We start from the raw sequence: 12,313 nt of genomic DNA, 5'->3' as shown, positions 1-12,313 counted from the left end.
GAATTATCGCAAGGGTGGCCACCGCGAAACCTCAGACCATCTCGTATCCGGCGCCCGACGCACGCCCGCGCCGCCACCATTCCGATCCGCTGGACCCCCACGTCATCGTCCTTTTCGGGGCGACGGGGGATCTGGCCAAGCGAAAGCTGCTCCCCGGTCTGGCGTACTTGGACCAGTCCGAGCTGGCACCCGACATCCAAATCGTCGCCACGTCGCTGGAGGATTTGACCGACGACGAATTCCGCGACCTCGCCAAGAACGCGATCGATTCGTTCGGCACGCACAAGCTCACGCCCGACCAATGGGCGAACTTCGCGAACATCATCACCTACGTGCCGCAGGGCGCCGGACCCGAAGCGCTGGCCGCCGCCGTCGCGGAGGCCGAAGCCAATTTGGGCGCCAAGGCCCGGCGACTGCATTACCTGTCGGTGCCGCCCAAGGCGGCGCGCGCGGTGATCAGCATGCTGCGCGACGCGAAACTGGTCGAACGCTCACGGGTGGTGATGGAGAAGCCGTTCGGCACCGATCTGGCCAGTGCGGTGGCGCTCAACGACTTCGTGCACGAAACCTTCGAGGAATCCCAGATTTTCCGTATCGACCACTTCTTGGGCAAAGAGGCCGCCCAGAACATCTTGGCGTTCCGCTTCGCCAACGGTCTGTTCGAACCGATCTGGAACCGCAACTTCATCGACCACATCCAAATCGATATCCCCGAAGCTTTGGGCCTGGATCAACGGGCGAGCTTTTACGAAGAAACCGGCGCCTACAAGGACATGGTGGTCACCCATCTGTTCCAGGTGATGGCGTTCGTGGTGATGGAGCCGCCGACGGCGCTCGAACCGTTTGCGATCAGCGAAGAAAAGAACAAGGTGTTCCGATCGATGCTGCCGGTCAAGCCGTCGAATGTGGTTCGCGGCCAGTACCACGGATACCGCGACGAAGCCGGGGTGGCAAGGGATTCCGACACCGAGACGTTCATCGCCCTCAAGGTCGGCATCGACAACTGGAGGTGGGCCGGGGTGCCCATCTACCTGCGGACGGGTAAGAAGATGGCCGAAGGCATCCGCGTCATCTCGATCGCGTTCAAGGAGGCCCCGCGCACGATGTTCCCGCCCGGATCCGGAGTGGGAACCCAAGGCCCGGATCACCTCACGTTCGACCTGGCCGACAACTCGAAGGTGTCCCTGTCGTTCTACGGCAAGCGGCCCGGCCCCGGCATGAAGCTGGACAAGCTGTCGATGCAATTTTCGTCGCAGGAGATCGAGACGGTCGTGGATGTGCTGGAGGCCTACGAACGACTCATCCTCGACGCAATGCGCGGCGATCACACGCTGTTCAACACCGCCGAAGGCATCGAATCGTTATGGGAGCGTTCGGAAGAGCTGCTCACCGATCCGCCCGCGGTCAAGCTGTACCAGCCGGGGACGTGGGGGCCCAACGCGATTCACCAGTTGATCGCCCCCAACGCGTGGCGGTTGCCGTTCGAGCGGGAGTGGCGCGACGCCAGGCCCTGATGGGGGCGGCTCAGCTCAGTTCGGCGCTGAGATAACTGATGGCGTGGCGGAATTCCTTGAGGATCTCGTTGTCCGGCACCACGAAACCGTAGTCGGCATATACCTGTTCGGTGGGGTGGCGGGTGACGTTCCAGCCGGTATCGGCCAGGTGCTCGGCGGCCGGACGGCGTGCACCGAGCCAGACGAGTTCGGCGACGTCGATGTCGAGCCCGTGCTGACGCCAGGTGTTGCGCATGGCCCGAGCCCGTTCGTCGGTGAACACGCTCATATCGGTGATGTTCTCGGTGGCCAGGCGGCTGCCCGGCGCGCTGAGCGCGGTGATGTTGTCCAGCAGCCTGTCTTGGGCTTCCGGCGGCAGGTAGGGCAGCAGGCCTTCGGCGATCCAGGCGGTCGGGGAGTTGGTGTCAAACCCGCTGTCGCGCAGGGCGGTTGGCCAGTCATCGCGCAGATCGATGGCGACGGTCCGGCGCTCGGCGGTCGGTTCCGCGCCGAGCCGGGCGAGCGTGTCGGTCTTGAAGGAGATGACCTCGGGCTGGTCGACCTCGAAAACGACGGTGCCCGCCGGCCACGACAACCGGTAGGCCCGGGCATCGAGCCCGGCGGCCAGGATGACGGCCTGGCGCGCGCCGGCCGCCGTCGCGGCGCGGAGGAAATCGTCGAAGAACCTGGTCCGCACCGTCATCTGCTCGCGCCGCTGCTGCAGCGTCATCGGCGAATCGTCGCTGTCGAGCGAGATTTGGCCGTCCAGCATCCGGGTGAAAAAGGGGTGTCCGACCGCCCGCACCAACGGCTCGGCGAACCGGTCGTCGAGCAGTGGGTCCGGCTCGCGGGAGGCCAGCGCCCGGGAGGCCGCCACCATCGTCGCGGTCGCCCCCACGCTCGACGCCAGGTCCCAGCTATCGCCCTCGGTCCGTGCCGAATCAGTCGATGACATCCGTTTTCCCCTTCCGGGATCCAGTCGCCGCGTCGGCCGATCAGGCCCGCATTTGCGCGATGCGCGCGCCGCCACCCGCGACTACACATCGGTACCCGCAACGGTACTTTCTGCGTATGCCGCGGTCACCCCGCGCCCACCGCCTTGACCGCATTCCCGCGACGCTCGACGCTCGACGACAGGAAGTGAATCACGCTATGGCACCGACCTTGCGCCCGCGCCGATCCGCCCTGTACCTACCCGGAAACAAACCCCGGGCGCTGGAAAAGGGCAAATCGCTGCCGGCGGACGTGCTGATATTCGACCTCGAAGATGCCGTGGGGCCGGACGCGAAGGCCGAATCGCGGGCGTCGGTGTGCGAGGCGATCTCCTCGCAGAGCTACCGGCCGCGTGAGGTCGTGGTGCGCATCAACGGGCTGGACACCGACTGGCACAGCGACGATCTGGCCGCGGTGGCGGGATCGGCCGCCGACGGTGTGCTGGTGCCGAAAGTCGAGACGGGCCAACAGGTTCGGGCGCTGGCCGACGCGCTCGACGCGCTGGGCGCCCCGAAGGCGTTGCAGCTGTGGGTGATGATCGAGACGCCCCGGGCGTTTTTGAGGGCCGAGGAGGTCGCGTCGGCCAGCGAGCGGCTGGCCGGGCTGGTGGTCGGCACCAATGATCTCGTCAACGAGTTGCACGGCCTGCACGTCCCCGGGCGCGCGCCCGTCGTGCCCGCGCTGGGCATGGCCCTGTTGGGAGCGAGGGCGGCCGGAAAAATCATCTTGGATGGTGTGTTCAACGACATCACCGACGAGGGCGGATTCCGGGCCGAGGCGCGGCACGGCCGCGAAATGGGATTCGACGGGAAGACCCTGATCCATCCGTCACAGATCGCCCCGGCGAACGAACTGTTCGGCCCCTCGCGGGGGGAGCTGGACGACGCCCGCAAGGTCGTGTCGGCCTACGAGGAGGCGCGGGCCGCGGGCACCAGCGTCATCACGGTCGAGGGCCGCATGATCGAGAGCCTGCACGTGCGCGACGCCCAGCGGATTCTTGCCCTGGCCGATTTGATCTCGGAGATGGAAACCGCTTCCTAGCTCGGATTAGGCCGGGCAGAGCGATCGAGGTCGGCCACACGGTAGGTTGTACGCGATTCCCGACGACTCGAGAGGAGACAAGGTGGGCGAGACCGCGGCCATGGCCGAGGCCGACCGCACGTGGATGATCGACACGCTGCTGGCGCTGCTGCAGACCCCGAGTCCGTCGGGGCGCACGGACGCGGTGATGCAGTTGATCGGCGACATCCTCGACGACTTCGGCGTGCCGTTCACGCTGACGCGGCGCGGGGCGCTGACCGCGGAGCTGCCGGGGGAGTCGGCGACCACCGACCGGGCGCTGGTGGTTCACTCGGACACCATCGGCTGCATGGTGCGCGACCTCAAGGACAACGGCCGCCTGGAGCTGGTCCCGGTCGGCACCTTCTCGGCCCGGTTCGCCGCGGGAGCCCGCGTGCGTATCTTCATCGACGACCCCGACGAGTTCATCACCGGCACGGTCATGCCGCTCAAGTCCAGTGGCCACGCGTTCGGCGACGAGATCGACACCCAACCCACCGACTGGGACCACGTCGAGGTTCGGATCGACCGCAAAGTGTCCTCGCGCGAGGACCTGCTTCGTCTCGGCCTGCAGATCGGCGACTTCGTGGCGTTGATCACCAGCCCCGAGCTCACCGCCGACGGCTTCATCGTCTCCCGCCACCTGGACGGAAAGGCGGGTGTCGCGATCGCGCTCGCCCTGGCCAAGAACTTCTCCGAGAACAAGGTGGTGTTGCCGCACCGCACCACGATCATGGTCACCATCACCGAGGAGGTCGGTCACGGGGCCAGCCACGGGCTGCCCGCGGACGTCGCCGAATTGGTGTCGGTGGACAACGCGGTGTGCGCGCCCGGGCAGCACTCGCTCGAGGACGGCGTGACGATCCCGATGGCCGATATGCACGGCCCGTTCGACTATCACCTGACCCGCAAGCTCTGCCGCCTCGCCCAGGAGCGGGGAATCCCGTTCGCCCGCGACATCTTTCGCTACTACCGCTCCGACGCCGCCGCGGCGATCGAGGCGGGGGCGAACACCCGCGCCGCGCTCGTCGGCTTCGGCCTCGACGGCAGCCACGGCTGGGAGCGCACCCACATCGATTCGCTCGAAGCCGCCTACAACCTCCTGCACTGCTGGCTGCAGACGCCGTTGACGTTCGCCAAGTGGGACGCCAAGCCGACGGGCAGTCTGCGCGACTTTCCGTCGTCGAAGCAGCCCGCGCCCAGCGAGCGGTGGGTGCCGCTGTCTCGCGGCGATTACGAAAGCCCGGGCGAGGCGTCGCCCGGAACGCCGTGGCCGCCGTCGGAGGGACCCCAGGCCTAACAGCCGCGGGGCATCCGGTTGGCGCGCCAGCAGCGGGACTGCATGGGGACGTCGATCGCGTCGGCCGCTCCGAAGCGCTCGCGCAGCACGGCGCGGGCATTGGTGAGCCGGCGTTCGCGGTCCTCGGGAGACGCGGTGATGATCCTGCTGTAGGTGCCCACCATCTTGACGACGTCGTCGACCCGCATCGTGCGCACGAACGTGAACGCCTCGCGGGCCACATGGTGGAAGATCTGCGGATCGGGGAGCGCGACGTTTTCGTGGAGCCGGCGGAAGCGCTCGGGTCCATCCGCCTCGGTCTTTTCGTCGCCGGGCAGCAGGTCGAGGTCGCGGACCCAGTCCACGTCACGATCTCGACTGGTCCAAATCAGCCCGAAGCGCCCGCCGTCGCGAAGTACCCGCCCGATTTCCGGGACCGCCCGTTCGGGATCCATCCAGTGCCACGCCGCCGAGACGAACACCGCATCCGCGGCACGGTCGGGGAGTGGGATCGACTCACCGCTGCCCTCGACGACGCGGACACCGGGGGACCGGTCGGCCAGGACCGCCCGCATCCGGGCGTCGGGCTCAACGGCGATGACGCGCGCCGCCCGGCCGATGAGCGTGCGGGTGAACAAACCCGTGCCCGCGCCGACGTCGACGGCCACGTCGCACTCCGGCGGCATCAGCCAGTCCACCGCCTCCCGCGGGGCTTGCGGCCGCAGGCCGTCGTAGTCCTCGGCGATGGCTCCGAACGACATTGCGCGCGCTTGACGATCAGTCACATGCGACAACGTAATTCAGCTCGCTATGCAAAACGTGAGAAAGGATCGCGCGTCACCAGAGTGCGCTGTGATTGACGAGCGCATCGGCGATGAGCCCGACTCCGAAAACCAGAAACAAAAGTCGCACCGACATGGGCCCGTAGCGGGTGAGCACGCGTATCAGTCCCCGCTGAATGCGCGCGGCCCGCGCCGTGCGTCTCATCGACAGTGCAAGGATCGCCAGCGGTGGCGACACCGCGATTGCGCAGTAGGTGATGATGACCAGCGGCCACAGCGGCGGTCGTGGATGCAGCGCGGCCAGCATGGCCAGGCCCGTGAGGTACGGCACCGCGGTCGGCGCCTGTCCGCTTCCCACCGCCAGCCCGAGGAATCCGAGCAGCCACGGGCGTTTGCGCATGGCCGCCATTGCCCAGCCGGGAGCCGCGGATTGCGCGGTCAGCGGGAAGTACGCCAAGCAGATCAGCACGATTCCCAACAGCAGTTCGCCGCGAAACCGGATGGCCGGCGTGATGCGGAAATCGAGCGCCTCGGTGATGAAGCTGATTCCCAGCACCGTGCACAGGCCGAACGTGGTCGTCACGGCAAACACGCCCGCGACGAAGCTCAAGGCGCCCGGGATGGGGGAACGGCGGCTGAGCCGGCTATCGAAGATCACCGCCGAGACGACTCCGACGTTGAGGACGTTGAGTGAATCGAGAAACGCCAGGCCCGCAAGGGCAAGTATCAGAGCCGCCACGCGCCTGTACCGGGCCTAGCGTGCGGATTCGCCGGGCGCCCGAAAGCGGCTGGGCACTGACCACGGCGACACGATCAAAGCGGCGATCATGCTGCAGACAATACGGTCAGACGGGAGCGCGCAGGCAGGGGGCGATGGTGTCAGCGCGGGGGATCCGCGGCATGATCGAGTCGTCGGCGACGTGGCTGACGCATCCACACAACGACGGCACATCGAATCCGGAGGTGCGCCACCGATGACCGCGCTTTTCCCGCAGGGCCTTCGCGAATACCTCATCGGGGCTTGGACGTTGGAGTCCTATCAAAGCTCCGCGGGTGAATTCCGCCAAATAATCTGACTCCCAATGGCACTCGGACGTAGATCACCGAACCCCCTCGCCGACGTCAGGAGCACTGAATGGGACTGCTCGACCGCAAGACCGCCGTCGTCACCGGCGCCAACTCCGGGATCGGGCTGGCCACCGCCGAGCGATTCCTCGCCGAGGGCGCCGAACGGGTGTTCATCACGGGACGGCGCCGGCCCAAACTCGACGCCGCGGCAAGCCAATTGGGTCCTCGTGCCACCGCCGTGCCCGGCGACGTCGGCATTCCGAAGGACCTGGATCGGCTCTACGCAAAGGTCGCGTCCACCGGCAACGGCCTCGACATCGTCATGGCCAATGCCGGGTCGACCAGGGTGGCACGGCTGGGGGAGATCACCGACGATGACCTCGACGCACTGCTGACCACCAACGTCAAGGGGGTCGTGTACACCGTCCAGAAGGCGCTGCCGCTGCTCAACGACGGCGCCTCCGTCATCCTGACGGGCTCCACCACCGCGGACCGCGGCCGCGCCGGGCTGAGCATCTACGCCGCCACCAAAGCCGCCGTCCGGTCACTGGCCCGCGCCTGGGCCAACGAGCTCGCCGACCGCAACATCCGGGTCAACGTCATCGTCGCCGGATCCACCGCCACCCCGGGAAGCGATGCGCTGGCCGCGCAAACCAACCCCGACGCCTCCATCGAGGAGTTCCGCGCCGGCCGCATCGCGACCATCCCGTTGGGCCGCTTCGCCGATCCCATCGAGATCGCCAATGCTGCAGTGTTTTTGGCGAGCGATCTGTCCAGCTTCACCACCGGATCCACGGTGACCGCCGACGGCGGATTCAACCAAGTCTGAAGCGGAACACCCCGCGGCGGGCGCCCCTGAGGTACTCACCGCAGCATGGAGCTAAGCGCTTCGTATACCTGCGCTAATCGCGCGAAGTGCGAACGCCGACGGCCGCGGCCCTCTACAGTTCGACAAATAGCGAACACCCCGCACTGACACTTAAGGGAAAACGAGATGGCGAAAAGTGTTGCCACCAAGAATGACAACGAGAAGATCGTGGTCGATTTTATACATGCCGCTTACGGCGAGAGCATGGACGTCGACGCGATGACCGCGCTCATGGCCGACGACTTCGTGTGGCAACTCCACGTTCCTCTGTCTCCGGTCGTGCGGGGCCGCGACGCGGCGCGCGCAGAACTCGAGAAGCACAGCACGCTGTCAACCGGCATGATCGAGGGGAGCGAGATCCGCACCATCGTGTCCGACGGCGACACCGTCATCGTCGAACGAGTCGACGTGAACTCAATGAATGGCGTGGCCGTCACGTTCTGTGTCACCGCGATTTTCGAGGTTCGCGACGGCGCGATCACTCATTGGCGAGAGTATTGGGACACCGCCCACGTCGCGCAGCAACTCGGCATCGATCCCGCGCTGATGTTCGCCCCGCTGAGCAATTAGCCGACGGTGCAAGACCTTTGGCGGCGTCCTAGCCCGATGCGCCGAGGATCTTGATCGCGAAGACGAGCGTGTCGCCCGGCCGGATTCCGGCGCTGGGCTGACCTTCGGGGTAGCCATCCGCGGGGACCATCGCGACGGCGACCGTGGACCCGACCTTTTGTCCCGCGATGGCCTTTTGGAAGCCCGGCACGACTCCGGTCAGCGGGAAGTCAACGGGGGCGCCGCGTTGGTAGCTGCTGTCGAACACCGACCCGTCGCGACCATTGACGCCCATGTAGCAGACGGAGACCTTGGCGGTGCTCGGGACCACGGGTCCATCTCCGGCGCGCAGCGTGTGCACCTGGGTCTGGGTCACGGCGAACGGTGCCGTCACGGTGACACGCGGGGCCGTCGTATCGGTAGACCCGGTGACAGCGACGCTTCCCGTGTTCCCGGCGAGCGTCCAGTCGGGCGTTCCGCCATTCTGCGGGGCCGCGGTTGGGCACGAGTCGGCCGCGTTTGCCGTGCCCGATCCAGTGAGCAGGAGAGCGGTTGCCGCGGCACTGGCCGCGAGGGCCACAGACGAATGCATCCGGAAGGAGTTCACGACCGTCACGCTACAGCGACGCATGGCGCCCCTTCGTCGTAGCCCGAGTCCATGGTCACGGCCTGCGTCGTCGTTTCGGGTCTGCGCTCAAGACCACGTGTCTTCGCGTCGCCGAACACGGGGCCGCAGTGGTACCCCGCCGCCGGCGACCGGCGGCGGTAGTCGGCGCGGCGGCCACCAGATCGACGGCGAACCGGGCCGACGGCGCTGGTCGTCTCGTGCAAAGCGCAGGACTTCACCTGTAGACGACCGCGCTGGGCCAGTCCCCGATAAGCGCCGAGCACAGGTCGTCCGCATAAAATGGCCTGTTCGTACAAAATGGACAAAACAGCTAGAATGGCGGACATGCAGACCAAGCAGGGGAGCGCCATATCCACCGTCTCGTTCCGCAACCGCGACGGCAAGCTCGTCGATGTCCCCTCGGTGACCGCCAGCCGCCTCAAAAATGAGTTCGGCAGCGTCTTCGATGAGGCCGCGGTCAGCGGGGCGGTGGTGATCACCAAGCACAACACCCCCAGGGCCGTGCTGCTGTCGTACGCCGAATTCGAGGCCTTGGCCGCGACGGCGGCACCCGCGCTCGACGATCTCAGCGAGCGGTTCGACGAGCTGTTGGCGACGATGCAGGCGCCGAAGGCCAAAGCCGGGGTAGCCGCGGCATTCGACGCCACACCGGACGAGATGGGCGCCGCAGCGGTGAAGGCGGCACGCGCCGCGCAGCTGCGCTGATCCAACGCGGCCCGTGGCTCGCACGACAACGATGCCGGCGCAGATACACGTGTTGGCAGGCGTCAACGGCGCCGGCAAGAGCAGTGTCGTGGGCGCGACGATCCGCGATAAGGGCGGCGAGTACTACAACCCCGACGAGGCCGCACGCCAGATCATGGCGGCCAACCCCGGGCTGGGACAGGCCGACGCCGACGCGGCGGCATGGGAACAGGGCCGGAGGCTGCTGCAGCAGGCGATTGATCAGGGCCTCGATTTCACCTTTGAGACCACGCTCGGCGGCAACACGATGCCGGGACTGCTGGCTGAGGCCGCCAAGCGCGGACTCGAGATCCGCGTTTTTTATGTGGGGCTCGACAGCGCGGATACGTGCATCGCGCGGGTGCGACAACGGGTCCGCGCCGGCGGGCATGACATTTCCGACGCCGACATCCGCCGCCGTTATCGCCACAGCCTGATCAATCTCGTGAAATTACTGCCCGCACTCACCGGGCTGCGGGTGTATGACAACTCTGCGAGCGCCGATCCCGCAATCGGGCAGGCACCGAAGCCGGCCTTGGTGTTGCACATGGACCGCGGGCGCATCGTCGGGCCTTCCGATCTGACCAACACACCGCCTTGGGCCAAGCCCGTCGTCGCCGCCGCGCTGGAGCTCGCGCAGGGATCGTGAACGGGAGCCTGGATTTGCGCCCCGCTCACCGTTCGCGATCTGCCACAAGGTATTGATCCCCATCGGCCGGCTCGGTTCGATATCCCCATACACGAGGGAAGGGCCGCAAATGAAGGCACTCGTTCGCGTAACGGCTGCGAAGACTCGCGAACCTACCGGTCAGGATGAACGATGGCGGCAATGCGGACAATGAGCCTGCGCCGATCCATCGCTGCGCCAATCGATGCGGTGTTCGACTGGCTCATCGACGGAAACAATTGGAGCGACATACCGGGGATGTTCTACTCTCGCGTTCGCCCGGTCGATGGCCCAGAACCCTTCGGGGTCGGCTCAATTCGTGAATTCGCCAGCTCGGGTTCAAAGGTCACCGAAGTCGTCACAGCGTTCGAACGACCGCACTTGATGAGCTATCAAGCCCTGTCAACCGTGCCCCCGGCGCAACACAGCGGCGGATCGGTAACGCTGCGAGAGGTGCCGGGAGGCACCGAAGTTCTGTGGACGACAACCTTCCGGCTCAAAAGCCCCATCCTCGCTGGTTTCTTCACCCGGCTCTATGCACCGTTGATCGGATTGGGGATCCGCATGGTTCTGCGAACGGCGGAGCGGGCTTTGACTGGCGACCAAACGAATATCTGACGTCTCGCCGAGACCATCTCGAACACCGGTCACTTCTATTCATTATCACGCCGACGAGTTCACCCCTGTGCTGCAACAACATTGGGCGCAGCACCGCGCTTGACCGGCCAGTCAGCCCCCGCCTTTGCCCTTGCTTTCTTCGAGTTGTCCTGGGCAGTAGGCTTTGGCCGATATGGTGGCGAATTGGGCGGCGCCGCTGGTGGTCAGGGCGGGGTTGTTGTCGCGTATGTCGGTGAGGAGTTGTAGTCCGGATACGCCGCGGGTGATCATGGCGCACACGGATTTTCCCGCTGCGACGGCTTGGCTGGGTGAACTACCCCAGGTTTAGTTCCTACTCGGTTGCGAGGGCCGGGGTCGGCTGGCTCGCAGGGTGTGAGGTGCCGGTGAGGGCGGCCTCGTACTCGGCGGGTGGAACGTAGCCGAGGGCTTCGTGCAGGCGTTCCTGGTTGTACCAGGCCACCCATTCGGCGGTCGAGAGTTCGACATCATCGATGCACCGCCAGGGCTTGCCGCGGTTGATGAGCTCGGTCTTGTAGGCGGCGTTGACCGCTTCAGCGAGGGCGTTGTCATAACTATCGCCACGCGACCCGACCGAGGGCGCGATCCCCAGTTCAGCCAGCCGGTCGGTATAGGCCAGCGATAGGTACTGGGATCCGCGGTCGGAATGATGAACCAACTCGGATAGATCGGTATTCGACTGCCACACAGCGTGATTGAATGCTTGAAGCGGGAGGTCTTCGGTGCGCATCGTGGCCGAGACCGCCCAGCCAACGATCTTCTTGGTGCACGCATCAGTGACGAACGCGGTGTAACAGAACCCCTGCCAGGTCCGCACGAACGTGATGTCGGCGACCCATAGCCGGTTCGGTGCAGCGGCCCGGAATTGGCGGTTGACCAGATCGGCCGGCCGGATCGCGGCCGGGTCGCTGATCGTGGTGAACACCGGCTTGCCCCGCTGGGCGCCGCGCAACCCGGCCTTGCGCATCAACCGGCGGGTTTGTTCACGGCCCAGCTGCCAACCACGCCGTGTCATCGCCGCGTGCATCTTCTTGACCCCATACACCGAGTAGTTCTGCCGGTGCACCGCCTCAAGGTCAGCGATCAGCTGCTCATCGCGGATCTCCCGGTCCGACGGTGGTCGGGTCCGCGCGGCCCGATAACCCCGCGAGGTGAGGAATCCGGGGATAGCTGCCCGCAGCACACGGCAGATGAGCTCGACCCCGAACTGATCGCGATGAGCATCGATGTAGGCGATCATTTCGTCGCGGGGCGGTCGAACTCCGCGGCAAAAAACGCAGACGCTGACTTCAAAATCTCGTTAGCCCTGCGCAGTTCAGCGTTCTCGCGCTTGAGCTTACGGATCTCGGCATGCTCAGAACTGGTCATGCCCGGCCGTTCACCAGCATCGACTTGGGCCTTGCGTCGCCACCGACGCACCGACTCCTCCGAAATATCGAGTTTGCTGGCGACAGACTTTATGGCCTCGAACTCCGACACTTCCGAGGCTTCCATCACAGTGTCCAACAACCGCAACGCACGCTGCCGAAACTCCGGCGAATACTGACGGGGCATAGCTTCCAATCCTC

At 66.0% G+C, this 12,313-nt stretch carries 13 protein-coding genes, 1 pseudogene and 1 other annotated feature; of the genes and pseudogenes, 8 read left to right on the top strand and 6 right to left on the bottom strand.

Going from position 1 to position 12,313, the window contains the following annotated elements:
* Positions 1–14: 14 nt before the first annotated feature.
* On the top strand, positions 15–1,514 hold the full coding sequence (gene zwf, locus AC0KS4_RS10500) for a glucose-6-phosphate dehydrogenase (RefSeq protein WP_238955801.1): 1,500 nt from the start codon (positions 15–17) through the stop codon (positions 1,512–1,514).
* Between the two features lie 10 nt (positions 1,515–1,524).
* On the opposite strand, the gene AC0KS4_RS10495 is transcribed toward zwf, so the two are convergent.
* The gene (locus tag AC0KS4_RS10495) at positions 1,525–2,448 is read right to left on the bottom strand and encodes a class I SAM-dependent methyltransferase (RefSeq protein ID WP_238955800.1); all 924 of its coding nucleotides are present in this window, start codon (positions 2,446–2,448) and stop codon (positions 1,525–1,527) included.
* Between the two features lie 197 nt (positions 2,449–2,645).
* Here AC0KS4_RS10495 and AC0KS4_RS10490 point away from each other — a divergent pair, with 197 nt between their 5' ends.
* On the top strand, positions 2,646–3,527 hold the full coding sequence (locus AC0KS4_RS10490; RefSeq protein WP_238955799.1) for an HpcH/HpaI aldolase/citrate lyase family protein: 882 nt from the start codon (positions 2,646–2,648) through the stop codon (positions 3,525–3,527).
* Between the two features lie 82 nt (positions 3,528–3,609).
* The gene (locus tag AC0KS4_RS10485; protein ID WP_225328897.1) at positions 3,610–4,845 is read left to right on the top strand and encodes an osmoprotectant NAGGN system M42 family peptidase; all 1,236 of its coding nucleotides are present in this window, start codon (positions 3,610–3,612) and stop codon (positions 4,843–4,845) included.
* On the opposite strand, the gene AC0KS4_RS10480 is transcribed toward AC0KS4_RS10485, so the two are convergent.
* Positions 4,842–5,609, bottom strand: a complete 768-nt coding sequence (locus AC0KS4_RS10480; protein WP_238955798.1) for a class I SAM-dependent methyltransferase — start codon at positions 5,607–5,609, stop codon at positions 4,842–4,844. The two genes, AC0KS4_RS10485 and AC0KS4_RS10480, sit on opposite strands and share 4 nt — an antisense overlap.
* A gap of 52 nt (positions 5,610–5,661) precedes the next feature.
* Positions 5,662–6,345 carry a GAP family protein gene (locus tag AC0KS4_RS10475; RefSeq protein ID WP_238955797.1) on the bottom strand — a complete coding sequence of 228 codons (684 nt, stop codon included), beginning with the start codon at positions 6,343–6,345 and terminating at the stop codon, positions 5,662–5,664.
* 396 nt (positions 6,346–6,741) lie between these two features.
* Here AC0KS4_RS10475 and AC0KS4_RS10470 point away from each other — a divergent pair, with 396 nt between their 5' ends.
* Positions 6,742–7,503, top strand: a complete 762-nt coding sequence (locus AC0KS4_RS10470; protein ID WP_238955796.1) for an SDR family NAD(P)-dependent oxidoreductase — start codon at positions 6,742–6,744, stop codon at positions 7,501–7,503.
* Positions 7,504–7,668: 165 nt separating this feature from the next.
* Positions 7,669–8,112, top strand: coding sequence for a limonene-1,2-epoxide hydrolase family protein (locus AC0KS4_RS10465; protein ID WP_238955795.1), 444 nt, complete (start codon positions 7,669–7,671; stop codon positions 8,110–8,112).
* Between the two features lie 28 nt (positions 8,113–8,140).
* Here AC0KS4_RS10465 and AC0KS4_RS10460 read toward each other — a convergent pair whose 3' ends face one another.
* The gene (locus tag AC0KS4_RS10460; RefSeq protein WP_425326367.1) at positions 8,141–8,683 is read right to left on the bottom strand and encodes an FKBP-type peptidyl-prolyl cis-trans isomerase; all 543 of its coding nucleotides are present in this window, start codon (positions 8,681–8,683) and stop codon (positions 8,141–8,143) included.
* A gap of 384 nt (positions 8,684–9,067) precedes the next feature.
* Here AC0KS4_RS10460 and AC0KS4_RS10455 point away from each other — a divergent pair, with 384 nt between their 5' ends.
* From AC0KS4_RS10455 to AC0KS4_RS10445, 3 genes are all read left to right on the top strand, one after another.
* A complete protein-coding gene (locus AC0KS4_RS10455) occupies positions 9,068–9,424 on the top strand; it encodes a type II toxin-antitoxin system prevent-host-death family antitoxin (protein WP_308011570.1) in 357 nt (118 codons plus the stop codon).
* Between the two features lie 31 nt (positions 9,425–9,455).
* The gene (locus AC0KS4_RS10450; RefSeq protein ID WP_275254301.1) at positions 9,456–10,091 is read left to right on the top strand and encodes an AAA family ATPase; all 636 of its coding nucleotides are present in this window, start codon (positions 9,456–9,458) and stop codon (positions 10,089–10,091) included.
* A 171-nt stretch (positions 10,092–10,262) separates the two neighbouring features.
* Positions 10,263–10,727 carry an SRPBCC family protein gene (locus AC0KS4_RS10445; protein WP_238955792.1) on the top strand — a complete coding sequence of 155 codons (465 nt, stop codon included), beginning with the start codon at positions 10,263–10,265 and terminating at the stop codon, positions 10,725–10,727.
* A gap of 111 nt (positions 10,728–10,838) precedes the next feature.
* On the opposite strand, the pseudogene AC0KS4_RS10440 reads toward AC0KS4_RS10445, so the two are convergent.
* Together AC0KS4_RS10440 and AC0KS4_RS10435 are read right to left on the bottom strand one after the other, a co-directional pair.
* Positions 10,839–11,036: pseudogene (locus tag AC0KS4_RS10440) on the bottom strand (DUF732 domain-containing protein); the annotation flags it as partial.
* A 22-nt stretch (positions 11,037–11,058) separates the two neighbouring features.
* A protein-coding gene (locus tag AC0KS4_RS10435; RefSeq protein WP_472408499.1) for an IS3 family transposase occupies positions 11,059–12,299 on the bottom strand; the annotation gives its coding sequence in 2 pieces (ribosomal slippage) (positions 11,059–12,012 and positions 12,015–12,299; 1,239 coding nt in all).
* Positions 11,907–12,024 (bottom strand) — a sequence feature (AL1L pseudoknot). (Overlaps the previous gene by 118 nt.)
* Positions 12,300–12,313: the final 14 nt, after the last annotated feature.

This window comes from Mycobacterium sp. NTMscope_MAC_12, from assembly GCF_976985675.1.
The sequence above is the reverse complement of the archived record's forward strand: the minus strand, read 5'-3'. Positions and strand labels throughout refer to the sequence as shown.

Bases quoted from the DNA above. Each gene is read 5' to 3' on its own strand.
- AC0KS4_RS10460 (WP_425326367.1), bottom strand. From the start codon at position 8,683: ATGCATTCGTCTGTGGCCCTCGCGGCCAGTGCCGCGGCAACCGCTCTC.
- AC0KS4_RS10470 (WP_238955796.1), top strand. From the start codon at position 6,742: ATGGGACTGCTCGACCGCAAGACCGCCGTCGTCACCGGCGCCAACTCC.
- AC0KS4_RS10445 (WP_238955792.1), top strand. From the start codon at position 10,263: ATGGCGGCAATGCGGACAATGAGCCTGCGCCGATCCATCGCTGCGCCA.
- AC0KS4_RS10450 (WP_275254301.1), top strand. From the start codon at position 9,456: ATGCCGGCGCAGATACACGTGTTGGCAGGCGTCAACGGCGCCGGCAAG.
- AC0KS4_RS10490 (WP_238955799.1), top strand. From the start codon at position 2,646: ATGGCACCGACCTTGCGCCCGCGCCGATCCGCCCTGTACCTACCCGGA.
- AC0KS4_RS10465 (WP_238955795.1), top strand. From the start codon at position 7,669: ATGGCGAAAAGTGTTGCCACCAAGAATGACAACGAGAAGATCGTGGTC.
- AC0KS4_RS10495 (WP_238955800.1), bottom strand. From the start codon at position 2,448: ATGTCATCGACTGATTCGGCACGGACCGAGGGCGATAGCTGGGACCTG.